This window comes from Herbiconiux sp. 320_LB (assembly GCF_059691755.1).
In genome coordinates this window covers 317,955-340,381 of the sequence record NZ_JCAWAD010000003.1, presented here as the reverse complement: position 1 = coordinate 340,381, position 22,427 = coordinate 317,955, and the positions used below count along the sequence as shown (strand labels likewise).

General features: G+C 70.9%; 23 protein-coding genes. 19 read left to right on the top strand and 4 right to left on the bottom strand.

All coding sequences use genetic code 11. From position 1 onward, the window contains the following. Positions 1 to 8 precede the first annotated feature (8 nt). The 12 genes from hydA (at position 9) to mutM (ending at position 11,323) form a co-directional block, all read left to right on the top strand. Positions 9 to 1,445 (top strand): dihydropyrimidinase, encoded by a 1,437-nt coding sequence (gene hydA, locus AC59HU_RS09515; RefSeq protein WP_497223499.1) that lies wholly within the window; start codon positions 9 to 11, stop codon positions 1,443 to 1,445. Positions 1,446 to 1,455: 10 nt separating this feature from the next. Continuing rightward, complete coding sequence (locus tag AC59HU_RS09510; RefSeq protein WP_497223141.1) at positions 1,456 to 2,472, top strand: TIGR03842 family LLM class F420-dependent oxidoreductase; 1,017 nt, start codon at positions 1,456 to 1,458, stop codon at positions 2,470 to 2,472. Between the two features lie 4 nt (positions 2,473 to 2,476). After that, a complete protein-coding gene (locus AC59HU_RS09505) occupies positions 2,477 to 3,397 on the top strand; it encodes an ABC transporter permease (protein ID WP_497223140.1) in 921 nt (306 codons plus the stop codon). After that, a complete protein-coding gene (locus AC59HU_RS09500) occupies positions 3,394 to 4,239 on the top strand; it encodes an ABC transporter ATP-binding protein (RefSeq protein ID WP_497223139.1) in 846 nt (281 codons plus the stop codon). Before AC59HU_RS09505 ends, AC59HU_RS09500 begins: the two co-directional genes overlap by 4 nt. Beyond that, complete coding sequence (locus AC59HU_RS09495) at positions 4,236 to 5,009, top strand: ABC transporter permease (protein WP_497223138.1); 774 nt, start codon at positions 4,236 to 4,238, stop codon at positions 5,007 to 5,009. Before AC59HU_RS09500 ends, AC59HU_RS09495 begins: the two co-directional genes overlap by 4 nt. Positions 5,010 to 5,084: 75 nt before the next feature. Beyond that, positions 5,085 to 6,233, top strand: a complete 1,149-nt coding sequence (locus AC59HU_RS09490; protein ID WP_497223137.1) for an ABC transporter substrate-binding protein — start codon at positions 5,085 to 5,087, stop codon at positions 6,231 to 6,233. A 132-nt stretch (positions 6,234 to 6,365) separates the two neighbouring features. Then, entirely contained in the window at positions 6,366 to 7,688 is a 1,323-nt protein-coding gene (locus AC59HU_RS09485; protein ID WP_497223136.1) for an aspartate aminotransferase family protein, read from the top strand. Between the two features lie 82 nt (positions 7,689 to 7,770). Continuing rightward, positions 7,771 to 8,739 carry a LysR family transcriptional regulator gene (locus AC59HU_RS09480; RefSeq protein WP_497223135.1) on the top strand — a complete coding sequence of 323 codons (969 nt, stop codon included), beginning with the start codon at positions 7,771 to 7,773 and terminating at the stop codon, positions 8,737 to 8,739. Positions 8,740 to 8,825: 86 nt separating this feature from the next. Continuing rightward, positions 8,826 to 9,302, top strand: coding sequence for a YceD family protein (locus AC59HU_RS09475; protein ID WP_497223498.1), 477 nt, complete (start codon positions 8,826 to 8,828; stop codon positions 9,300 to 9,302). Between the two features lie 74 nt (positions 9,303 to 9,376). After that, positions 9,377 to 9,580 carry a 50S ribosomal protein L32 gene (gene rpmF, locus AC59HU_RS09470; RefSeq protein ID WP_497223134.1) on the top strand — a complete coding sequence of 68 codons (204 nt, stop codon included), beginning with the start codon at positions 9,377 to 9,379 and terminating at the stop codon, positions 9,578 to 9,580. A gap of 23 nt (positions 9,581 to 9,603) precedes the next feature. After that, positions 9,604 to 10,332 carry a ribonuclease III gene (rnc, locus tag AC59HU_RS09465; RefSeq protein WP_497223133.1) on the top strand — a complete coding sequence of 243 codons (729 nt, stop codon included), beginning with the start codon at positions 9,604 to 9,606 and terminating at the stop codon, positions 10,330 to 10,332. A 1-nt stretch (position 10,333) separates the two neighbouring features. Continuing rightward, on the top strand, positions 10,334 to 11,323 hold the full coding sequence (mutM, locus tag AC59HU_RS09460) for a bifunctional DNA-formamidopyrimidine glycosylase/DNA-(apurinic or apyrimidinic site) lyase (RefSeq protein ID WP_497223132.1): 990 nt from the start codon (positions 10,334 to 10,336) through the stop codon (positions 11,321 to 11,323). On the opposite strand, the gene AC59HU_RS09455 is transcribed toward mutM, so the two are convergent. After that, positions 11,320 to 12,033: a YoaK family protein gene (locus AC59HU_RS09455; RefSeq protein WP_497223131.1), complete on the bottom strand. Its 714-nt coding sequence runs from the start codon at positions 12,031 to 12,033 to the stop codon at positions 11,320 to 11,322. The two genes, mutM and AC59HU_RS09455, sit on opposite strands and share 4 nt — an antisense overlap. A 172-nt stretch (positions 12,034 to 12,205) precedes the next feature. Here AC59HU_RS09455 and AC59HU_RS09450 point away from each other — a divergent pair, with 172 nt between their 5' ends. From AC59HU_RS09450 to AC59HU_RS09430, 5 genes are all read left to right on the top strand, one after another. Continuing rightward, on the top strand, positions 12,206 to 13,342 hold the full coding sequence (locus AC59HU_RS09450) for an acetamidase/formamidase family protein (protein WP_497223130.1): 1,137 nt from the start codon (positions 12,206 to 12,208) through the stop codon (positions 13,340 to 13,342). Next, positions 13,335 to 15,410 carry an AtzH-like domain-containing protein gene (locus tag AC59HU_RS09445; protein ID WP_497223129.1) on the top strand — a complete coding sequence of 692 codons (2,076 nt, stop codon included), beginning with the start codon at positions 13,335 to 13,337 and terminating at the stop codon, positions 15,408 to 15,410. The genes AC59HU_RS09450 and AC59HU_RS09445 overlap by 8 nt, the downstream gene beginning before the upstream one ends. A gap of 296 nt (positions 15,411 to 15,706) precedes the next feature. Then, entirely contained in the window at positions 15,707 to 16,903 is a 1,197-nt protein-coding gene (locus tag AC59HU_RS09440) for a pyridoxal-phosphate-dependent aminotransferase family protein (protein WP_497223128.1), read from the top strand. Then, a complete protein-coding gene (locus AC59HU_RS09435) occupies positions 16,900 to 18,159 on the top strand; it encodes an allantoate amidohydrolase (protein ID WP_497223127.1) in 1,260 nt (419 codons plus the stop codon). The genes AC59HU_RS09440 and AC59HU_RS09435 overlap by 4 nt, the downstream gene beginning before the upstream one ends. Further along, positions 18,156 to 19,001, top strand: a complete 846-nt coding sequence (locus tag AC59HU_RS09430; protein ID WP_497223126.1) for a MurR/RpiR family transcriptional regulator — start codon at positions 18,156 to 18,158, stop codon at positions 18,999 to 19,001. The genes AC59HU_RS09435 and AC59HU_RS09430 overlap by 4 nt, the downstream gene beginning before the upstream one ends. An 8-nt stretch (positions 19,002 to 19,009) precedes the next feature. Here the strand turns inward: AC59HU_RS09430 and AC59HU_RS09425 are convergent, their stop codons facing one another. Beyond that, positions 19,010 to 19,663, bottom strand: coding sequence for an NADPH-dependent F420 reductase (locus tag AC59HU_RS09425; RefSeq protein ID WP_497223125.1), 654 nt, complete (start codon positions 19,661 to 19,663; stop codon positions 19,010 to 19,012). 104 nt (positions 19,664 to 19,767) lie between these two features. Continuing rightward, the gene (locus AC59HU_RS09420; protein ID WP_497223124.1) at positions 19,768 to 20,394 is read right to left on the bottom strand and encodes a nucleotidyltransferase family protein; all 627 of its coding nucleotides are present in this window, start codon (positions 20,392 to 20,394) and stop codon (positions 19,768 to 19,770) included. Positions 20,395 to 20,417: 23 nt separating this feature from the next. On the opposite strand from AC59HU_RS09420, the gene uraD reads away from it, so the two are divergent. Together uraD and uraH are read left to right on the top strand one after the other, a co-directional pair. Then, positions 20,418 to 20,963: a 2-oxo-4-hydroxy-4-carboxy-5-ureidoimidazoline decarboxylase gene (gene uraD / locus AC59HU_RS09415; RefSeq protein WP_497223123.1), complete on the top strand. Its 546-nt coding sequence runs from the start codon at positions 20,418 to 20,420 to the stop codon at positions 20,961 to 20,963. Between the two features lie 45 nt (positions 20,964 to 21,008). Continuing rightward, the gene (gene uraH / locus AC59HU_RS09410) at positions 21,009 to 21,353 is read left to right on the top strand and encodes a hydroxyisourate hydrolase (protein WP_497223122.1); all 345 of its coding nucleotides are present in this window, start codon (positions 21,009 to 21,011) and stop codon (positions 21,351 to 21,353) included. A gap of 131 nt (positions 21,354 to 21,484) precedes the next feature. Here the strand turns inward: uraH and pucL are convergent, their stop codons facing one another. Next, a complete protein-coding gene (pucL, locus tag AC59HU_RS09405) occupies positions 21,485 to 22,408 on the bottom strand; it encodes a factor-independent urate hydroxylase (RefSeq protein ID WP_497223121.1) in 924 nt (307 codons plus the stop codon). Between the last annotated feature and the right edge of the window lie 19 nt (positions 22,409 to 22,427).

Genomic DNA, 22,427 nt, shown 5'->3' with positions numbered 1-22,427 from the left:
GGGAGACGCTGATGAAGACGCTCATCACCGGGGGAACGGTCGTCAACGCGACCGGCACCGCGCAGGCCGACGTGCTGATCGACGGCGACACCATCGCGGCGGTGCTCGCCCCGGGGTCGACGTTGCTCGGCTTCGACATCGCCCGCAACGTCGACGAGGTCGTGGATGCGACGGGCAAGTACGTCATCCCCGGCGGCATCGACGCCCACACGCACATGCAGATGCCGTTCGGCGGCACCGAGGCCAGCGACACCTTCGAGACCGGCACCCGCGCCGCCGCCTGGGGAGGCACGACCTCGATCATCGACTTCGTGGTGCAGTACGCCGGGGAGAACATCCTCGACCAGTACGCGCTCTGGCAGGAGAAGGCGGCGGGTCAGTGCGCCGTCGACTACGGCTTCCACCAGATCCTCTCGGACGTGCAGGACTCGAGCCTCACCGCGATGGACGAGCTGATCAACGAGGGCGTCACGAGCTTCAAGCTGTTCATGGCCTACAAGGGCGTGTTCCTCAGCGACGACGGCCAGATCGTCAAGGCGATGCAGAAGGGCTCGCAGAACGGCGCGCTGATGATGATGCACGCCGAGAACGGCTCGGTCATCGACCTGCTGGTGCAGCAGCACCTCGAGCGCGGCGAGACGACGCCGTTCTACCACGGCGTCTCGCGGCCGTGGCAGGCCGAGGAGGAGGCGACCCACCGGGCGATCATGCTCGCGAACCTCACTGGGGCGCCTTTGTACATCGTGCACGTCTCGGCCAAGGAGGCGCTCGCGCAGATCACCCAGGCGCGCGACACCGGCCAGAACGTGTTCGCCGAGACCTGCCCGCAGTACCTCTACCTCTCGCTCGAGGATCAGCTCGGCGCAGTCAGCGAGGAGTGGGGCGACTTCGAGGGGGCCAAGTGGGTCTGCTCGACGCCGCTGCGCTCGAAGCACGAGGGCCACCAGAACCACATGTGGCAGGGCCTGCGCACGAACGACCTGCAGGTCATCTCGACCGACCACTGCCCCTTCTGCATGAAGGGCCAGAAAGACATGGGCATCGGCAACTTCTCGAAGATCCCGAACGGCATCGGCTCGGTCGAGCACCGGATGGACCTGATCTACCAGGGCGTGGTGATGGGCGAGATCTCGCTGCCCCGCTGGGTGGAGCTGACCAGCACGACCCCGGCGAGGATGTTCGGCGTCTACGGCAAGAAGGGCGTCATCCAGCCCGGGGCCGACGGCGACGTGGTGATCTACGACCCGAACGGCCACACCTCCATCGGCGTGGGCAAGACCCACCACATGAACATGGACTACTCGGCCTGGGAGGGATTCGAGGTCGACGGTCACGTCGACACCGTGTTCTCCCGCGGTCGCAAGATCGTCGATTCCGACGAATACCTCGGCAAAAAGGGCGACGGCGCGTACTTCAAGCGCGGCCTCAGCCAGTACCTGATCTGAAGGACAGCACATGGAATTCGGCGCGGTCGTCCAGACCAATCCCCCCGCAGCCCGCACCGTCGGCCTCGCGAAACTGAGCGAGCAGTACGGCTTCGACTACTTCTGGACCTTCGACTCCCACCTACTGTGGCAGGAGCCCTACGTCATCTACAGCCAGATCCTCGCCGAGACCCACAAGATCAAGGTCGGCCCGATGGTCACCAACCCGGCGACCCGCGACTGGACGGTCACGGCCAGCCTGTACGCGACCCTCAACGAGATGTACGGCAACCGCACGGTCTGCGGGATCGGCCGCGGCGACTCCGCGGTGCGCGTCACCAACGGTGCGCCCACCACGTTGAAGGCGCTGCGCGAGTCGATCCACGTCATCCGCGAGCTCGCGAACTCCCGCTCGGTCGAGTACAACGGCGCGACCCTGCAGTTCCCGTGGAGCCACGGTTCCGAGCTCGAGATGTGGGTGGCGGCCTACGGTCCGCTCGCCCTGAAGCTCACCGGTGAGGTCGGCGACGGCTTCATCCTCCAGTGCGGCGACGTCGACATCGCCAAGTGGATGATCGCGACCGTCCGTGCCGCCGCCGAGAACGTGGGCCGCGACCCCGACTCGATCCAGTTCTGCGTCGCCGCGCCGATGTACATCGGCGACGACTGGGAGCACATGCGCGACCAGTGCCGCTGGTTCGGTGGGATGGTCGGCAACCACGTCGCCGACATCGTCGCGAAGTACGGCACCGACGGAGCCGTGCCCCAGGCCCTCACCGACTACATCAAGGACCGCGAGGGCTACGACTACAACGAGCACGGCCGGGCCGGCAACTCGCACACCAGCTTCGTGCCCGACGAGATCGTCGACCGGTTCTGCGTGCTCGGCACCGCCGAGCAGCACATCGAGAAGCTCGAGCAGTTCAAGGCCATCGGCGTCACCCAGTTCGCCGGGTACCTCCAGCACGACAACAAGGAGGAGACCCTCCGGGTGTACGGCGAGACGGTGATGCCGCGGCTGCGCGACCACATCACGGCGAAGGCCTGAGCACGTGAGCGGTATCACCCCGGGTGCACGGGCCTCGGCGCCCAGGCGGCGCGGCAACCCGGTTCTCGGCCGGGTGCTGCTCGGCGCGGCGGGCGTCGTGCTGCTCGTGGTGGTCTGGGAGCTCTACAAGGCCCTCGGTCCCGCATCCGGAGTCGTCATCGGCGACCTGACCGTGCTGCCGCGCACCACCGACATCGCCATGCCCCACGTCTGGGACATGATCGCGACCCTGTTCCAGCTGGCCTCCGGCGGGCGGAAGGGCGACCCGGTCTGGCTCGTCGTGGCCCAGGCCGCGGGCTTCACCCTCGGTGTCGCCGCGGTCGGCTGGATCGTCGGCGTGGTGGTCGGGATGCTGCTGGCCGTGCTGATGCAGCGGTTCCGCACCGCGGAGTCGGCCGTGCTGCCCTGGATCATCCTGAGCCAGACCGTGCCGCTGATCGCGATCGCGCCGCTGGTGCGTCGCTGGGGGTCGCAGATCTCCGTCGGCGACTTCAGCTGGGAGAACTGGATGTCGGTGGCGGTGATCGCCTCCTACCTCGCGTTCTTCCCGGTCTCCATCGGCGCCCTCCGGGGCCTGAACTCGCCCGACGCCAACCACGTCGAGCTGTTCCGCAGCTACGGCGTCGGCTGGTGGCGCACCCTGGTGACCCTGAGGCTCCCGGCCAGCGTGCCGTACCTCCTGCCGGCCCTGCGGCTCGCGGCGGCCAACGCCGTCATCGGCACGGTCGTCGCCGAGGTCTCGATCGGTCTGAAGGGCGGCATCGGCCGGATGATCCTCGAGTACGCCCAGCAGGCGTCGTCAGACCCCGCCCGAACCTGGGCCCCGATCTTCGGGGCCATCGCCGTCGGACTCGTCGCCGCCGGCGCGATCGCCGTGCTCGGAGTGCTGCTCCGCCGTTACCGCAGAGGAGAGGTGCCCGCATGAGCGACACCACCACCGCATCACCCGCCACCCCCTCCACCGTCGTTCCCGCGGTGCTCGTCGAGGGCGTCGACAAGGTCTTCGACACGAAGAAGGGCACGGTCACGGCGCTGGAGCAGATCGACCTGACGGTCGCTCCGGGGGAGTTCGTCTCGCTCATCGGTCCCTCGGGCTGCGGCAAGTCGACGCTCCTGCGCCTGATCGCCGACCTCGACACCCCCACGACGGGCTCGCTCACGGTCTTCGGCAAGACCGCCCGGCAGGCGCGGATCGACCAGGAGTACGGCATCGCGTTCCAGCAGGCCGGCCTCCTGCCCTGGCGAGACGTCAGCGCCAACATCGAACTGCCGCTCGAACTGCACGGCGTCGGCAAGGCCGCTCGTGCGGCGCGCTCGGCCGAACTGCTGGCCCTGGTCGGCCTCTCCGACTTCGCCGACAGCTACCCGGACCAGCTCTCCGGCGGCATGCAGCAGCGGGTCGCGATCGCGCGTTCGCTCGCCGAGAGCCCCCGCCTGCTGCTGATGGACGAGCCCTTCGGGGCCCTGGACGAGATGACCCGCGAGCGGATGCAGACCGAGCTGGTGCGGATCACCGCGGAGACCGGTGCGGCGGTCGTCTTCGTCACCCACTCCATCCCCGAGGCCGTCTACCTCTCCAACCGCGTGGTCGTCATGTCGCCGCGTCCGGGGCGCATCCGGGACATCACCACGGTGTCGCTCGGCAGCGCCGCGGAGCGCACCGAGCAGCTGCGCGAGGACGAGGCCTTCTTCGAGAACGTCAGCATCGTGCGCGAACTGCTGCACGGGGAGGCTCCGGTCGGCATCCGGGGGGTCGAGAACCGATGAGGAGCCAGGCGGGGCGGGCCCGCACCATCCTCGCCCCGGTGCTGCTGGGGCTGGCGGCGCTCGCGCTCTGGCAGGTGCTGGTCGTCGCCCTGGACATCAAGCCCTTCATCGTGCCCGGCCCGCTCGCGATCGGCTCCGAGTTCGGGTCGAACCTCTCCACGGTGCTGCAGGGTGCCGTCGTGACCGGCGGGAACGCCCTCGTCGGGCTCGTCATCGGCGGCATCGGGGGCATCCTCTTCGCGGTCGTCGCGGCACTCGTGCGGGCCGTCGACGGGCTGTCTGCCGGGGTCGTGTCGGCGGTCGCGGTCGTGCCGATCGTGGCCCTCGCCCCGGTGCTCTACGCGATGTACGGGGCGAACGCCGAGACCGCCCGGCAGCTGGTCGCGGCGATCGCCGTGTTCATCCCGGTCTACGTCAACACGCTGCGGGGCCTTCGCCAGGTGCGGCCCGTGCACCGCGACCTGATGCACGCCTACGCGGCCTCGGCCTGGCAGACGACGCGCACGGTCACCATCCCGGGCGCGCTGCCGTTCATCTTCACCGGGCTCCGGATCGCGTCGAGCCTCGCCGTGATCTCGGCGCTGATCGCCGAGTACTTCGGCGGCCCGATCGGCGGGCTCGGCAAGTCGATCACCTCGGCGGCCTCGTCGTCGAACTACAACCTCGCCTGGGCCTACGTGCTCGGCGCCATCCTCGTCGGTCTCGTGTTCTACTGCGTGACCCTCGCCATCGAGACGTTCGTGACCCGGCACCACCGGCCCACGAGCTGACCGACCCGCCCCCGCACCCACGGGCGGACGCATCACCGTCCCAGCACCACCCCGCACGCACCAGAGGAGGAAGCAATGAAACACAGCACTCGCATCATCACGGGCGTCGGCGCCCTCGCCGTCACGGCGCTCGCGCTGGCAGGCTGCTCGAGCGGAGGCACCAGCTCGTCGACCGACAGCGGGTCCGACGGCGACCTGACGCCGGTCAGCCTGCAGCTGCAGTGGTACTCGCAGGCGCAGTTCGCCGGCTACTACGCCGCCGTCTCGCAGGGCTACTACAAAGACGAGGGCCTCGACGTCACCATCCTCGAGGGTGCGGCCGACATCGTCCCGATCGACGTGCTCACCTCCGGCGACGCCGACTTCGCGATCTCCTGGGTGCCGAAGGTGCTCGGCTCGATCGAGCAGGGCGCCGCCGTCACCGACATCGCCCAGATCTTCGAGCGCTCCGGCACCACGCAGATCTCGATGAAGGACGCCGGCATCACCAAGCCCGCCGACCTCAAGGGCAAGACCGTCGGCAGCTGGGGCTACGGCAACGAGTGGGAGCTGTTCGCCGGCATGAACAAGGCCGACGTGCCGCTCGGCGACATCTCGCTGGTGCAGCAGGCGTTCGACATGAACGGGTTCCTGGCCGGTGACATCCAGGCCGCCCAGGCGATGACCTACAACGAGTACGCCCAGGTGCTGGAGACGGTGAACCCCGCGACGGGCGAGCTGTACACGCCGGAGGACCTCAACGTCATCGACTGGAACGACCAGGGCACCGCCATGCTGCAGGATGCGATCTGGGCCGACAGCGACCGGCTCGCGAGCGACTCCGCCTACGCCGACACCGCGGTGAAGTTCATCAAGGCCTCGATCAAGGGCTGGGCCTACGCCCGCGACAACGCCGAGGACGCCGCGAAGATCGTGACGGCCGCGGGCTCGCAGCTCGGTGAGAGCCACCAGCTCTGGATGACCAACGAGGTCAACAAGCTGATCTGGCCCAGCACCTCCGGCGTCGGCATGATCAACCAGGACCAGTGGGACCAGACGGTCTCGATCGCCAAGGGCACGCCCAACGAGACCGGTGCGACCATCATCACCACCGACCCGCCGGAGACCGCGTTCTCGAACGAGTACGTCGAGAAGGCGCTGGCCGAGCTGAAGGACGAAGGGGTCGACGTCATGGGCGCCGACTACAAGCCCATCACGGTCACCCTCAAGGAGAACGGCCAGTAGGTCTCTCCACAACCCGCCGATCCGGGGATGGTTTCCCCTTCCGTCGCCTCTGAGCTCCGCTCAGCCGAAGACGGAAGGGGAAACCATCCCCGGATCGGCCCCCACCAGATCCACCGCAACAAAGGAAGCACCATGAACCTCGACCCCGCCGACCAGCAGCTCGCCCTCGAGCTCGACGCCCACGTCTTCCACTCCTGGTCGGCGCAGGGAGCGCTGAAGCCGATGGTCATCGCCGGCGGGCTCGGCTCCACCGTCTGGGACTTCGAGGGCCACGAGTACCTCGACTTCTCCTCCCAGCTGGTGAACACGAACATCGGCCACCAGCATCCGGCCGTCGTCACGGCGATCAAGGAGCAGGCCGACCTGCTCACCACGGTCGCGCCGGCCCACGCCAACCTCACCCGCGGCCGGGCCGCGGAGCGCATCCTCGACCGCGCCGGCTCGTCGTACAGCAAGGTCTTCTTCACCAACGGCGGTGCGGATGCGAACGAGAACGCGATCCGGATGGCGCGCCTGTACACCGGCCGCGACAAGGTGCTCTCGACCTACCGCTCGTACCACGGCAACACCGGGGCGGCCGTGGTCGCCACGGGCGACTGGCGCCGGATCCCGAATGAGTACTCCCGCGGCCACGCGCACTTCTTCGGGCCGTTCGCCTACCGCTCCGAGTTCTGGTCGACCTCCGTGGAGGAGGAGTGCGAGCGCGCCCTGCACCACCTGCGGCGCGTCATCGTCTCGGAGGGACCGCAGTCGATCGCCGCCATCCTGATCGAGACGGTGCCCGGTACCGCCGGCGTGCTCGTGCCGCCGCCCGGCTACCTCACCGGGGTGAGGGCGCTCGCCGACGAGTTCGGCATCGTGCTGATCTTCGACGAGGTGATGGCCGGCTTCGGCCGCACCGGCGGCTGGTTCGCCTTCCAGTCGCTTACGGAGCAGGAGGGCGGGCTCGTCGAGCCCGACCTGATCACCTTCGCCAAGGGCGTCAACTCCGGCTACGTGCCGGCCGGCGGCGTGATCATCTCGCCGTCGATCGCGGAGACCTTCGACGACGCCGTCTTCCCGGGCGGCCTGACCTACTCCGGGCATCCGCTCGCGATGGCGGCCATCGTCGGCACGCTGGACGCGATGGAGTCCGAGGGCATCGTCGCGAACGCCGAGCGGATCGGCCGCGAGCTGCTGGCGCCGGGGCTCGCCGCCCTGGCCGAGAAGTACGACGTGATCGGCGACGTGCGCGGCCTCGGGGTGTTCTGGGCCCTGGACCTCGTGTCCGATCGGGAGGACCGCACGCCGGTCCCCGCCTCCGTGATCGGCGCGCTGAAGGGCGCCCTGCTCGCGCGAGGGCTGCTGCCGTTCACCGCCGACAACCGGCTGCACGTGGTGCCGCCCTGCATCGTGACGGACGACGAGGTGGAGAAGGCACTCGGGATCTACGACGAGGCGTTCGCGTCGCTGTAGAGCGGTCGCGTCGCTCGCGGCGGGCGATCGCGTCGCTGTAGCGCAGTGGAGGGGTCGCCTGCCGGAGAAGTAGTGTTGCTTCATGGACGTCAGGCGGCTCGAACTGCTGCGCGAGCTCGCCGAACGCGGCAGCATCACCGAGGTGGCGCGCGCGACGCACCGCACGCCCTCCGCGGTCTCGCAGCAGCTGCGCATCCTGGAGCGCGAAGCCGGGCTGCCGCTCACCGAGAAGGCCGGGCGCGGGATCGTGCTGACGGATGCGGGTCGGGCGCTCGCGAGGAGCGCCACCGACGTCGCCGTGGCGATCGAGCACGCCAACGCCCTCTGGGACGAGTTCCGCAACGACCCGACCGGCGAGGTGTCGCTCGCGACCTTCCCGACCGGCGGGCAGATGCTGCTGCCCGGGGTGGTGCGCCGGCTCGAGGAGAACAGCGGGCTGTTCCTGCACTGCTCCGACCGTGACCCGGAGTCGGACGACTTCCCGGCGCTGACCGCCGACTTCGACATCGTGCTGGCCCACTCGGCCTCCTCGGCCGCCACGAACTGGCAGACCTCGGAGATGACGGCCGTGAAGCTGATGACCGAGCCGCTGGACATCGCGCTGCCGCCCGGTCATCCGCTCGTCGGGAAGGAACTGCTCGACCCCGAGGACCTGATCGGCGAGCGGTGGATCGGGGTGCCGTGGGGCTACCCGTTCGAGCGCACGATCGAGGACATCTCGCGCGCCGCCGGCAGCACCATGAACGTCGTGCAGCGCTTCGGCGACACCCGGGTCACGGAGGCCTTCGTCGCCGCGGGACTCGGCATCGCCATCCTGCCCTGCTACACCGCGGGCGGACCGTACCGCAGCGAGATCGTGCTGAAGAACCTGCGCGGGGTCGTCGCCGAGCGGCACATCTTCGCCCTGATGCGCCCCGACCGGGCCGAGCGGCTCGCGGTGCGCACCGTGATCGACGCCCTGCGGGCCGAGGCGGCCGCCGTGGTGGCGGCCAACGAGCACCGCAATCCGCCGACAGCGGACGCGGGCGCCGCACTGACCGGGGCGGCCTGAACCGCGGGTAGAATCTCGCGGTGAGCACATTCAAGAAGACCCCTTTCACGGTCAACGTGCGCGATCTCCTCCACAAGCCCGGCGAGATGCGCGAGCACGAGTTCGACATCCCCTCGCCCGACAAGCTCGGCGAGGGTCTGGTCGCCGTCCCGGCCGGTGAGCCGCTGCACGTCGACGTGCGCCTGGAGTCGGTCCACGAGGGCATCCTGGTCTCCGCCGACATCACCGCGCAGGCCGCCGGAGAGTGCAGCCGATGCCTCCGCGACATCGTCCAGCCTGTCGAAGTCGAATTCCAGGAGCTTTTCGCGTATTCTTCTGGGGAAGCTTTCGATTACGAGGTTCACGACGACCATGTCGATCTCGAACCTCTGATCAGGGATGCGGTGGTGCTGTCACTACCGTTCCAGCCGGTGTGCACGCCGGATTGCCCAGGCCTCGACCCGGTGACGGGCGAGCGACTGGCCGATCACCCGGCAACGCCTGCGCCAGTTGCGATCGACCCGAGATGGTCGGCGCTCGCCGGTCTGGCAGCTTCCGAAGACACGGACACCGACGGCAAGTAAGCCCCGGATGTTCTGGCCGCCGGCCCCTGTGCCTGCACGCACGAGGCCGAACCGAGAGTAGAAGAGAGAAGACAATGGCTGTTCCGAAGCGGAAGATGTCACGTTCCAACACCCACGCGCGTCGTTCGCAGTGGAAGGCCGAGATCCCCACGCTGGTCAAGACCATCGAGAACGGCAAGACCACGTACAGCCTTCCCCACCGCGCCAAGGTGGTCGAGGACTCGGCCGGCACTCCGCTGTTCATGGAGTACAAGGGCCGCAAGGTCGCCGACGTATAACGACTTTACGAAAGGTGCGGCCGGTGTCTTCTGAATTCGAGGAGGACCGGTCGCACCTTTTGGCGACCCTCGAGATCGAACTCGCCCCCGAGCTGGTCGATCTGGCCCTGACGCACCGCTCGTACTCCTACGAGCACGGGGGCGTGCCCACGAACGAGCGCCTCGAGTTCCTCGGCGACTCGATCCTGGGCCAGGCCGTCACGGTCATGCTGTACACGACCTTCACCGACCTCGACGAGGGGGAGCTGGCCAAGCGCCGGGCCTCGCTGGTCTCCACGGTCGCGCTGGCCGAGATCGCCCGCTCCATCGGGCTGGGGGCGTACATCAAGCTCGGGCGGGGTGAAGAGCTGACGGGCGGGCGCGACAAGGCGTCCATCCTCGCCGACACCATGGAGGCCGTGATCGGGGCGACCTACCTCGATCAGGGTCCGGATGTGGCGACGGCCCTGGTGCTGCGCCTGGTCGACCCGCTCGCGAACGACCCGACCCGGTTCGGCGTCTCGATGGACCCGAAGACCTCCCTGCAGGAGCGGGCGGCGGAGCGCGGCTTCGACGCGCCCGTGTACCGGATCGAGGAGAGCGGGCCGGACCACCGGAAGACGTTCGTGGCGACGGTGACGCTGACGCCGGTGTCGGCTTCGGCTTCGGGTTCGTCGTCTGTGGCACCGGTCGCCGCGACCGGCAGCGGGTCGAGCAAGAAGCAGGCCGAGTCGGCTGCGGCGGCGGCGGCCTTCACGCTGCTCGGCGCCTGACGTGCCCGAGCTACCCGAGGTCGAGGTCGTCCGCGCCGGCCTGGCCCCCGCCGTCAGCGGCTCGCTCATCACGGCCGTCGAGGTCTTCGAGCCGCGCTCGCTCAAGCGGCACAGCCCGCTGGAGGGGCCGTTCGAGTCCCTGCTCGAGGGGCGACGCATCCTGGCCGCGGGGCGCCGGGGCAAGTTCCTCTGGTTCCCGCTGTCGTCGGGGGACGGTTCCGGGCCCGGTTCCGGCTCCACTGATGGGGTCGCGCCCGCTCAGGCACTCGTCGCGCACCTGGGGATGAGCGGGCAGGTGCTGCTGCGCACGCCAGGGATCCAGGAGCAGGGGCTGCTCCGCATCCGGCTGCACATCGAGCATCCCTCGCAGGGCGAGTTCTGGGTCAACTTCGTCGACCAGCGCATCTTCGGGTCGATGGCGGTCGACCGGCTGGTGGCGGCGGGGGAGACGGCCGCGGGTGAGGCCGCGGGGACCGCGCCGGATGCCGGGTTCTTCGGCGACACCACGGCCTCGGGCACCGACGCGGAATGGCGCGCACTGGTGCCGAGCCAGGTCGCGCACATCGCGAGGGATCCGCTGGACCCGGCCTTCGACGACGAGGCCTTCCTCGACGCGCTCGCGCGGAAGCGCACGGGCATCAAGCGCGCGATCCTCGACCAGACGCTCATCTCGGGCATCGGCAACATCTACGCCGATGAGTCGCTCTGGGCCGCGCAGCTGCACTACGAGCACCCGAGCCACGAGCTGCCGCGGGCGCGGGCGCAGGAGCTCTTGACCGAGCTGCGGCTGGTGCTGCAGAAGGCGCTGGCCGAGGGCGGAACCAGCTTCGACGCCCAGTACGTGAACGTCAACGGCGCCTCGGGCTACTTCTCGCACAGCCTCAACGTCTACGGCCAGCAGGGCAAACCCTGCCGCCGCTGTGGCACGACCCTCGTGCGCGAGAAGTGGATGAACCGCTCCTCGCACCTCTGCCCTACCTGTCAGATCTAGGCGGCGGCTTCGGCGGGGGTTGGGGCGGTGTGCTTCGTGTGGGCGGCTACGTGGCCCAGGAGGGCCGCCAGGAGGGTCACGGCTGCTGCGAGGGTGACGCCCCAGCCGATGTGGAGGGGGAGCAGCAGGGCTCCGACGCCGGCACCGGCCGCGATCAGGACGATGGCGGCGGCGCGTCGGAACCAGGGCTGACCCTTGCCGCCGGCCAGACGGGAGTCGGCCGCGAAACCGGTGATGGTCGAGGTGACGACGACGGTCGTCACATCCTTCACCGCGATGTGACGCGCGGTCGCGGCCTGCAGCCCCATCGACGCGGCGAGCAGCACGGTGATCACGAGCTCCCACGGCTGCGGCGGCTTACCGCCCAGGATGAACATCGTGATCGCGAGCCCCGCCAGCACGATCCCGACCACCGTGAACAGGCTGGTGGTGCGGGTCGTCCAGCCCGCCTTGACCGGGCGCAGCACCCGGCCGCCCACGACCGCGCCGGCCATGAACGCGAACAGCGCCAGCAGCGGCCCGAGCCACGGCAGGTCGTCGGCGCCCGCCAGCGCCATGCCGAGGATCACGACGTTGCCGGTCATGTTGCCGGCGAAGACCTTGTCCAGGCCCAGGTAACCCACCGCATCCACGACGCCGGTCGAGAAGGTCAGGGCGAGCATGAGCGCGAGGTGGAGGTTGTCGCGCTTCGCGCGGAGTCTGGTGAGCACGGCGGGTCCTGTCGTGGGTCGGGAGGCGCGATCGCACGTTACGCGGGTGTGAAATCCGGTTTCGGTCGTGCAAACACTGCCTTGAACGCTAGCCCGTGCGCGAGCGGGCGTGCAAACGGGCGCTAGCCTCGAAGGACTCCGCGGGAGCCGGACGGAAGGATCGAGGCCGCTCATGTCGATGCTCAGCGCACTTCAACCGGGGGCCGGTGAGATCCGCGCCACGGACTACCTGGCATCCACTCTCGACAACGTGCTCTGGGGGCGGCTGCCGTGCGGGGCCGACCGCGCCGTGCTCGAGATCGACCCGGGCACCGACGTGACGATCGACACGCTCAGCCACGAGGGGCTGCTCGAGGACCAGGGCCGCGACCCGGTCGCGTTCTTCGCCGCCCAGGGCATCGACCGCGACCTGGTGCTGCAGGATGCGATCGCCCTCGCCGCCTCGGACCACCCGCGCACCTCCGCCGACGGGCCGCACGTCGTCACCGGCCCGATCGGCATCCGCGGGGCGATGCCGGGCGACCTGCTCAAGATGACGGTGCTCGAGACCACGCCGCGCGTGCCCTACGGCGTCATCTCGAACCGGCACGGGCGCGGGGCGCTGCCCGGCGAGATGCCCGAGCAGCAGGATGCGGTGAGCGTCTTCGCCGAGCTGCAGCACACCCTCGACGGCGGGCAGGTCGGCACTCTGCCGCTGGTGCCCGGCGGCGAGCGGTCGGTGCGGTTCCCGCTGGCGCCGTTCCTCGGGATCATGGGGGTCGCGGCGGCGGGCGACGAGCGGCCGCACTCCGTTCCGCCAGGCGCGTTCGGCGGCAACATCGACATCAAGCTGCTGACCGTGGGCTCGTCGCTCTACCTGCCGGTGCAGGTTCCGGGAGCGCTCGCCTATGTCGGCGACCCGCACTTCGCGCAGGGAGACGGCGAGGTCGCGCTGACGGCGATGGAGGCGTCGCTGAGAGTGACGGTGCGCTTCGACCTGCTCGCCCAGGAGGAGGCCGAGGCCGAGTTCGGCCGTCTCGCCGGGCCGCTCGCCGAGACCTCCGAGTTCCTGGTGCCGACGGGGCTGGACGAGTCGCTCGACGTCGCCGTGCAGAACTGCGTGCGGGCGGCCCTCGGGCTGCTGCAGGCGCGGTACGGGATGGATCGCGCGCTCGCCTACGCCTACCTGAGCGCCGCGACCGACTTCGACATCTCGCAGGTGGTCGACATCGTGAAGGGCGTGCACGCGAAGGTGCGGGTCGCCGACTTCGCGGGTGTGCCCGCGGGCCGGGCGCGGCACCGCGTGGCGCGGGAGGGTCGGGATGTCTGAGCACGGCGGAGGACTTGAGGACGCGGAGCCGGCGGACGGTACGCAGCACGGCGGCCTGCACGGGGGCCCGCACGGGAGTTCGCACGGCGGCCTGCACGGGAGTTCGCACGGCAGGCACGCTGCGGGGGGTTCCCCGGCGGCCAGCGGGGTCGCGGGGCTCACGACGCTCGAGGGCGTGATGGCCGACGCCGAGCTGACCCGGCTGCTCGAGGCGTTCGAGGCCTACGAGGCCGCCCTCATGGCGAACGACCTCGAGGCGCTTGATGCCGCCTTCGCGGCGGGTCCGGGCACGATGCGGGGCGACGCCGCGGGTCTGCTCGTGGGCCACGATCGGATCAGCGCCTTCCGCGGCCTCCGCGGCGGGCTCCCGCCCCGGCGCATCGTCGAGGTGCACGTGCGGGTGATCGAACCCGGCAGCGCCTTGATCATGTCGGTCAGCGCTCCCGCCAAGGGCGGCCGGGGGCTGCAGACGCAGCTCTGGCAGCAGCGGGAGGGCGTCTGGGTCATCTCCGCGGCGCACGTCGCGGCTCCGGCCCCGGCGATCGATGCCAGGATCTGGCGGGTCGTGGGGGCGCCGCTGGTGCCCGCGCTGGTGCGGGAGCCGGAGCTGGTTCCGGTTCCGGAGCCGGAGCTGGAGCCGATGACGGTGCCCGGCGGGCCGGCGGCACCGGTGTCGGCGGTCGGTGGGCCGGCCACGCCGGTGCCGACGCCTGGCGGGTCGGTGACGCCGGTCCCGGCCACGCTGGAGCCGGCGGCGCTGGAGGGCATGAGCGTGGCCGTCAAAGACCTGTTCGAGGTGGGCGGGTTCGCCGTCGGCGCCGGGATCCCGGCGTTCCTCGCCGAGGCGCCCGTCGCCGCCGCCGACTCGGATGCGGTGCAGGCGTTGCGCGCGGCCGGCGCCGCGGTGCAGGGCATCGCTCAGACCGACGAGTTCGCCTACAGCATCGCCGGCCGCAACGTGCACTACGGCACCCCGCCGAACCCGGCGGTGCCGGGCGCGATCCCGGGCGGTTCGTCGAGCGGGCCGGCCAGCGCCGTCGCCCTGGGACAGGCCACGATCGGATTGGCCACCGACACGGCGGGGTCGATCCGGGTGCCGGCCTCGTACCAGGGACTGTGGGGGATCAGGACGACGCACGGGGCGGTGAGTACGCGGGGCGTGCATCCGCTCGCCGTCTCGTTCGACACCGTGGGGTGGATCACGCGCTCGGCCGCGGTGCTGCGCGCGGCCGCCGTGGCGTCGTTCGCAGGGGCGCCGGGCGAGGGCTGGGAGCCCGTGCCGGATGCGCCGGCCGAGACGGATGCAGCGGCCGAGACGGGTGCGCCTGCTGAGACGGATGCGGCGGCCGAGACGGATGCGCCTGCCGAGACCGATGCGGCGACCGAGACGGATGCGGTCGCGGAGAGCGGTGCGGACGCGGGCGCGGCGGGTGGGGACTCGAGCGCCACGCGTGCGGGCGGGACGGGGTTCGTGGTCGCACCCGAGCTGCTGGCGGGGTGCGACGACGCCGTCAGGGAGGCGTTCGGGGCGCTGATCGACGCGGTGACCGCATCCGGAACCCACGGAACCGTCGACGAGGTCGAGCTCGGCGGGATCGACGAGGTCTTTGCCGCCTTCCGCACGGTGCAGGGCGCCGAGGCGTGGCGGGCCGACGGCGAGTGGGTCGCGGCGCACCCGGGCGTGCTCGCGCCCGACGTCGCCGAGCGGTTCGCGATCGCCTCGGCCGTGACCGCCGACGAGGAGACCGCCGCGCGCGCGGTGCTGGCCGAGGCGCGGGCGCGGTTCGACGCGGTGCTGGCGGGGCGCATCCTGCTGCTGCCCTCCGCATCCTCGGCCGCTCCCCGGCTGGACGCCTCGCCGGAGGCCATCGGCGCCGTGCGGGCGGCGACGCTCCGGATGACCTCGGTCGCCGGGGCGGGCGGGTACCCGGCGGTCTCGGCCCCGCTGCTGACCGTGCCGTCGGACGGCGGGACCGCGCCCGTGGGCCTCTGCCTCGTGGGGGCGCGCGGGACGGATCTGGCGCTGATCGACGTGGCCGCCGAGCTTGCGGAGCGCCTCGGGGCGTGACGCCGGGCGGGCCCCATGGCCGACGATCCGGCGCGACGGCCCGACGGCCTGACGGCCCGACGGCCTGAGAGCCTGACGGCCTGAGAGCCTGACGGCCTGACGGCCTGAGAGCCTGAGAGCCTGACGGCCTGACGGCCTGACGGCTTGACGGCTTGACGGCCCAACGGCCCGACGGCGCGAGCCGCCCCGGAAACACTCCTGAAACGTTCGTTTCGTAGGATGGGGCGCGAGAAACGTCCGTTCCGAGGAGGTCCGTCATTTCCATCCTGCCGATCAACCCGCCACCCCGTCTCCTGATGGGGCCCGGCCCGATCAATGCCGACCCTCGGGTGCTCCGCGCGATGTCGGCGCAACTGGTCGGCCAGTACGACCCGGCGATGACGGCCGCCATGAACGAGACGATGGAGCTCTACCGCACCGTCTTCCGAACCGCGAACGAGCAGACGCTGCTGATCGACGGCACCTCGCGGGCCGGCATCGAGGCCGCGATCGTCTCGATGGTCGCCCCCGGCGACCGGGTGCTCGTGCCGATCTTCGGTCGCTTCGGTCACCTGCTCCGTGAGATCGCCGAGCGCGCCGGCGCGGAGGTGCACGTGATCGAGCGCGAGTGGGGCACGGTCTTCACGGTGGCCGAGATCGCCGCCGCCCTCGACGAGGTGAAGCCCCACCTGCTCGCGGTCGTGCACGGCGACACCAGCACGACCGTCGCACAGCCGCTCGAGGGTCTCGGCGAGCTCTGCGAGAAGCACGGCGTGCTGTTCTACACCGACGTCACCGCCAGCCTCGCGGGCAACGACTTCGACACGGATGCGCTGGGCCTGGACGCGGTGACCGCCGGCCTCCAGAAGTGCCTCGGCGGCCCCTCGGGCTCGGCCCCGGCCACGTTCTCGCCGCGCGCGGTCGAGGTGATCCGCAGCCGCAGCAGCATCGAGGCCGGGATCGCCACGAGCGCCGACGAGATCCGGCCCACGCGCATCCGGTCGAACTACTTCGACCTCGGCATGATCTTCGACTACTGGGGCGAGAAGCGACTGAACCATCACACCGAGGCGACCACGATGCTCTACGGGGCGCGCGAGTGCGCCCGCATCCTGGTCGAGGAGGGGCTCGACGCCGCGGTCGAACGCCACCGCCTGCACGGGGCGGCCATGCTGGCCGGCGTCGAAGGGCTGGGGCTCGAGGTGTTCGGCGACCCGTCGGTGAAGATGAACAACGTCGTGGCCGTGCGCATCCCGGACGGCGTGACCGGCGATGCCGTGCGCGGCGAGCTGCTCGAGGACTTCGGGATCGAGATCGGCACCTCGTTCGGCCCGCTGCACGGCAAGGTCTGGCGGATCGGCACCATGGGCTACAACGCCCGGAAGGACGCGGTGCTCACGACGCTCGCCTCGCTCGAGCAGGTGCTGCGCCGGCACGGCGCCCCCGTCACCGCGGGCGGCGGCGTCGGCGCCGCCTACGACCTCTACCAGGACCAGGGGGCGGGCGCTCTGTGACGGACTCCACGCGCATCCTTCCGCCGGACACCACGGCCGCCGCAGTGCTCGACCGGTGCGACCTGCTCGCCACCTTCTCCTCGCGCGGCGACGGCCTGATCGAACGCGTCAACCTCTCGCCCGAGCACGCCGCGGTCAACGCGCTCGCCGCCGAATGGATGCAGCAGGCGGGCCTCGCGACCTGGCAGGACGCGGCGGGCAACCAGTGCGGCCGACTCGAGGGGGCGACGCCCGGGCTCCCGGCCCTGCTGCTCGGCTCGCACCTGGACACGGTGCCGGCCGCCGGGAAGTACGACGGCATCCTCGGCGTGCTCACCGCGATCGCGGTGGTCGAGCGCATCCGCGACTCGGGTCGCGTGCTGCCGTTCGCGATCGAGGTCGTAGCCTGGGCCGACGAGGAGGGCACCCGCTTCGGGCGCGCCCTGCTCGGCAGCCGCGCCTTCGCGGGCACCTGGGATCCGGCTTGGTGGGGGCTCGAAGATGAGGACGGCGTGAGCCTGCACCAGGCCTTCCTCGACTTCGGGCTCGACCCCGCGAAGATCGCCGACGCCGCCCGGCCCGGCTCGGACTTCGTCGGCTACCTCGAGGCGCACATCGAGCAGGGCCCCTACCTCGAGGACGAGGACAAGGCGCTCGGCATCGTCTCCTCGATCGCCGGCGCCCGGCGCTTCCTGATCACGATCACCGGCAAGGCCGGGCACTCCGGCACCCCCTACGAGCGTCGGCGCGATGCGCTCGCCGGCGCGGCCGAGGCCATCGTGGCGATCGAACGGATCGCGCGGGAGGCCCAGCTGATCGCGACCGTGGGGCACCTCGAGGTGCGGCCGGATGCGGTCAACGTCATCCCGGGCGAGGTCGAGTTCAGTCTCGACCTGCGCGGCGAGTACGACAGCGAGCGCGACCGCGTCTGGGGGGTCGTGCAGGAGATGCTGACCGACGTCTGCCGTCAGCGGCGGCTGAAGTGGACGAGCGTGCAGACGCACTCGGCCCCGGCCGCCGTCTGCAGCGAGCGGATGCGGAAGGTGATCGGCGAGGGCATCCGCTCGACGGGTGACCGGCGGCCGATGTCGTTGTTCTCCAAGGCGGGGCACGACGCGATGGCGGTGGCCGAGATCACCGAGATCGGGATGCTGTTCGTGCGCTGCGCGGGCGGGGTGAGCCACAACCCCGAGGAGCGGGTGACCGAGGCCGACGTGGCGGCGACGATCGACGCGTTCGAGCGGGCGGTGCTGGCGCTGGCGGAGACGTCCCCGTGACGACGGTGCGCGACGGGCAGCGGATCGATCGGCGGATCGACCGCACCTACGGCGAGCTCTCGCCGCAGGAGCAACGGGCCGCCGACTTCATCCTCGACCACCTGAGCGATCTGGCCGTCTACTCGGGCACGGAGCTGGCCCACCGCAGCGGGGTGTCGAAGGCGACGGTGTCGCGGCTGTTCCGGCGGCTCGGGTTCGAGAACGCCCAGGAGGTGCGGGAGCACGCGCGGTCGCTGCGCTCGTCGGGGGTGCCGGTCGGGGGAGCGACGCCCGGCTCGTCGGCCGATCTCGGGGCGCATCTCGTGCGGGAGGTCGAGAATCTACGGCGCTGCTTCGACGCGCTCGGCCCCGAGCGGCTCGAGCAGACCACCGAGCTGCTGCTGCGCAGCCGCAGTGTGACGGTCGTCGGGCTGCGGAACGGCTACCCGCTCGCGGTGCACCTGCGCGAGCAGCTCTCGCAGGCACGCGGCGCCGTGCACCTCGCGCCGCAGCCCGGCCAGACGATCTCCGAGGAGTTCGCCGACCGGGATGCGCGCGATGCGGCCGTGGTGTTCGGCTTCCGCCGGCGCACGGCCGGGTTCGGGGCGATGGTCCAGGCGATCGCCGCCACCGGAACCGCGGTCGTGCTGATCGGTGACGCCTCGGCCCGGCGCTACGCGGAGTTCGCGAGCGTCTGGATCGAATGCCCGATCGACTCGGTCAGCGCCCTCGACAGCTACGCCAGCGCGATGAGCCTGGTGAACCTGCTGGCGAGCAACGTGCTGAGCGCCAGGCCCCGGGAGAGCCGCACGCGGGTGGCCGCGATCAACTCCCTGTACGAGGAGTTGGGGGAGCTGGAGTAGGAAGCGGGCTAGGGGCGGGTGGCGGCGGCCAGCTTGGCGGGGAGGTCGGCCGCGGTCATGCGCACGACGTAGGCCGGCTGGTCGCGCTCGAAGCGCCAGCTCTCGGCGAGCGAGCCGGTGTCGTAGGCCTCGAAGCCGAACTCGTCGAGCAGGGTGCTGACGACGGCCTTCGCCTCGACCTCGTCACCCGCGATCGGCAGCGCCCGGCGGTCGGCGTCGTCGGCGGGCTTGCCGTCGGTGGTGAGGTCGGCGGCCATGATGTTGTTGAAGGCCTTCACGACGCGCGAGGTCGGCAGGTGCTCCTGCAGCATCTCCGAGACGGTGGTCTCGGCGTTCTCGAGGGCCGGGATGCGGCCGTCGCGCTCCCAGTAGTAGTTGTTCGTGTCGATCACGATCTTGCCGGCCAGGGGCTCGACCGGCACCTGCTCGTAGTTCTTCAGCGGAACCGTCACGACGACCAGGTCACCGGCCGCAGCGGCTTCGGCGGCGGTGCCGGCGCTGGCCTGCGGTCCGAGCTCGGCGACGAGGTCGGAGAGCGTCTCCGGCCCGCGCGAGTTGCTCATCACGACCGTGTAGCCGTGCGCGACGGCGAGGCGGGCGAGCTGGCCGCCGATGTTGCCGGAGCCGATGAAACCGATGGTGGTGAGTCCTGTTGCAGTCATGACGAGGTGAACGCGCGGTTCGGCGGGTCTGTTCCCGGGCATCCGCGATTCGTCGGGAAGGCACAGGTTGGGGGGGCGGGTGGGCGCCGGTCGGACGGTCGGGCTCAGCGGAGCGGCAGCGGGCCGTCGACGTCGTCGCCGCCGCCGAGGTCGCTGCAGTCGACCGGCTCGACGCCGCGGGAGGCAAGGTAGGGCCGGGCGCCGACGTCGCCCTCGAGGGTGGCGACGAGCCCGGCCAGGTGGTCGGCGCCGACGAGCACCGGATGCCCGGGGCGGCCCCCATAGAACGCCTGGCGGAGCGACCGCGCGGTCGCCGCACCCCCGTGCTCGAGCACCCGGCGGGCGGCGTCGACCCGGAGGTGCGGCAGATCGACGAGTGTGATCAGCACGGCGGTCGGCACGGCGGACGGCGGCTCGTCGAGGAGCGCGGTGAGGCCGGCGCGGAGCGAGGCGCCGAGGCCGGCGGACCAGTCCTCGGCGGTGACGGTGCGGATCGGCGCCGTCTCGGCCGGCATGGACCGGCGCAGGAGAGCCTCGGCGGCGGAGGCCTCGGCACCGAGCACGACGAGCACCTCGTCGCAGCCGGCCGCGAGGAGCAGGCGGGCGCCCCGGGCGATCCACGGGTCCTCGCCGGCGGGGGCGACGAGCGCCTTGGGTCCGCCCCTGCGACGGCCGGCGCCCGCGGCGAGCAGGAGTCCCGTGAGGCGGGGTGCCGGGGCGGGGGAGTCCATGCCCCTCATCGTAAGCTGGGGGCATGGCCGCACCCCGCGCATCCGGTACCCCGCCCGAGGCCGACCCGGGCGCTGCTCGCGGCGCCGACGGGATCGTCGACGGGCCCGAGCTGCGTGAGGCGCTGCACTCGTGCCTCGGGGTCGACCGCTTCGTCGAGGAGGTCGCCGCGGCGGCTCCGTTCGCGTCGGCTGCCGAGCTGCTCGCGGTCGCCGAGCGGGTGGCGTCGTCGCTGACCCGCGCCGAGGTGGATGCGGCTCTCGCCCACCACCCGAGGATCGGCGAGCGCGCCCAGGGCGACGGCCGCGCCCAGCGCTTCAGCGCGTCGGAGCAGTCGGCCGCCGAGGCGAGCGACGAGGCCCTGGCCGCCGCGATCGCGGAGGGCAACCAGGCCTACGAGGCCCGGTTCGACCGAGTGTTCCTCATCCGGGCCGCCGGGCGCGGGCGACCCGAGATCCTCGCCGAGCTCGAGCGACGGCTCGTCCTCGACGACGAGACCGAGGCTGCCACGGTCGCGAGCGAGCTGCGCGACATCACGATGCTGCGGGTGCGCACGCTGTACCCGGTCTGACCTGCCCCTCTGCCCCGCCGTTTCCTCGCACCGACAGGAGTTCGCATGACCGACCGGAGTCACGTCACCACCCACGTCCTCGACTCGACGATCGGGCGTCCGGCCGCGGGGGTGCCCGTCGTGCTCGAGCGCGACGAGGTCGGCTCCTGGGTCGTGATCGCCTCAGCCGAGACGGATGCCGACGGGCGGGTCAACGAGCTCGGCCCGCGTCAGCTGCACCCCGGCCGGTACCGCGTGAGCTTCGACACCGGGGTCTACTTCGCCGAGCAGGAGGTCAAGGCCTTCTACCCCGAGGTGCAGATCACCTTCGACCTTGCCGACGCGAACGCGCACTATCACGTGCCGCTCCTCCTCAGCCCCTTCGCGTACTCCACCTACCGGGGCAGCTGACCCCTCCCCCCGCTCCACCCCCCTCGCCTGCTCGCCGAGAAGTCACTTTTACGTCCAACTCAAGGGTTTTGGACGTAAAGATGACTTCTCGACGAGCAGGGGTGGGTGGGGGTTGTGAGAAGCGCGGGGGATCAGGCGAAGCCGGCCGCGGGGGTCCAGGCGGGGCCGGCGGCGGGGGCGTCGTCGCGGAGGACCGAGGCCTGGATCAGGCCGTAGGGGCGGTCGTCGGCGTTGAAGACCTCGTTGTCGTTGGTGACGCCGAACGGTGAGAGGTCGTAAAGGAAGTGGTGCTTGTTCGGCGCCGACATCCGGATCTCGGCGAGGAACGGGAAGCGTTCGAGCACCGCCTTGCCCATCTCGTACAGGGTCTGCTGCAGCGCGAGCGAGTGCAGCGAGGCGAAGACCTCGACCATGGTCTGCTTGATGCCGAGGTACACGCCCTCCCAGTCGAACTCCTGCGGGTCGCCGAGCTCCTCGCTGATGAACCGCCACTTCGCCACCAGGGACGTGGCCATGATGCGGTCGCTGGTCGGTTCGAGCACGGTGTACGAGTCGGACAGGAAGTGGTGGAACTCCGACCCCGTCGTCTTCAGCAGCACGAGGTCTTTGAAGCCGCCGATGATCCAGAACTCCTGAGCGTCGCCGGTGCCCTCGACCGTGATGGCGGCGGTGCGTGTCTCCTGGCCCTTGCGCACGAAGGTGAAGTCGTGCTCGGCGCCGTCGACGACCGCGCGCTCCCAGGCGTACTCCTCGATCTCGATCCGGGCGCCCGAGACCGGCTCGACGTCGTCGACGAAGTGGGTGGCGAGCGTCAGCCCGTACGACTCGATCGAGGTCAGGCCCTTCTCCTTCGCGTAGGAGTAGGCGGTCTGCTTCTGCGTGTCGGTGGGCAGCACGGCGCTCTGGTCGCCGACTAGGTGGGCGGCGTCGAAGTCTCCGCGCAGAGCGGTCGAGACGTTCACATCGTGGATCTCGTGCCGAGGGCTCTCACGGTAGACGCGCACGATGCGGTTCTCCGCCTTGCCGTACTGATGCGGTCCGAGGACGATGGCCATGTTTCCCTACTCCCTGCGC

Coding starts and splice junctions, on each gene's coding strand:
- AC59HU_RS09440 (WP_497223128.1), top strand. CDS start 15,707: ATGGGGCCCGGCCCGATCAATGCCGACCCTCGGGTGCTCCGCGCGATG.
- AC59HU_RS09445 (WP_497223129.1), top strand. CDS start 13,335: ATGTCTGAGCACGGCGGAGGACTTGAGGACGCGGAGCCGGCGGACGGT.
- AC59HU_RS09480 (WP_497223135.1), top strand. CDS start 7,771: ATGGACGTCAGGCGGCTCGAACTGCTGCGCGAGCTCGCCGAACGCGGC.
- AC59HU_RS09475 (WP_497223498.1), top strand. CDS start 8,826: ATGCGCGAGCACGAGTTCGACATCCCCTCGCCCGACAAGCTCGGCGAG.
- pucL (WP_497223121.1), bottom strand. CDS start 22,408: ATGGCCATCGTCCTCGGACCGCATCAGTACGGCAAGGCGGAGAACCGC.
- AC59HU_RS09510 (WP_497223141.1), top strand. CDS start 1,456: ATGGAATTCGGCGCGGTCGTCCAGACCAATCCCCCCGCAGCCCGCACC.
- rpmF (WP_497223134.1), top strand. CDS start 9,377: ATGGCTGTTCCGAAGCGGAAGATGTCACGTTCCAACACCCACGCGCGT.
- AC59HU_RS09420 (WP_497223124.1), bottom strand. CDS start 20,394: ATGGACTCCCCCGCCCCGGCACCCCGCCTCACGGGACTCCTGCTCGCC.
- AC59HU_RS09500 (WP_497223139.1), top strand. CDS start 3,394: ATGAGCGACACCACCACCGCATCACCCGCCACCCCCTCCACCGTCGTT.
- AC59HU_RS09490 (WP_497223137.1), top strand. CDS start 5,085: ATGAAACACAGCACTCGCATCATCACGGGCGTCGGCGCCCTCGCCGTC.
- AC59HU_RS09495 (WP_497223138.1), top strand. CDS start 4,236: ATGAGGAGCCAGGCGGGGCGGGCCCGCACCATCCTCGCCCCGGTGCTG.
- uraH (WP_497223122.1), top strand. CDS start 21,009: ATGACCGACCGGAGTCACGTCACCACCCACGTCCTCGACTCGACGATC.
- uraD (WP_497223123.1), top strand. CDS start 20,418: ATGGCCGCACCCCGCGCATCCGGTACCCCGCCCGAGGCCGACCCGGGC.
- AC59HU_RS09450 (WP_497223130.1), top strand. CDS start 12,206: ATGTCGATGCTCAGCGCACTTCAACCGGGGGCCGGTGAGATCCGCGCC.
- AC59HU_RS09425 (WP_497223125.1), bottom strand. CDS start 19,663: ATGACTGCAACAGGACTCACCACCATCGGTTTCATCGGCTCCGGCAAC.
- AC59HU_RS09485 (WP_497223136.1), top strand. CDS start 6,366: ATGAACCTCGACCCCGCCGACCAGCAGCTCGCCCTCGAGCTCGACGCC.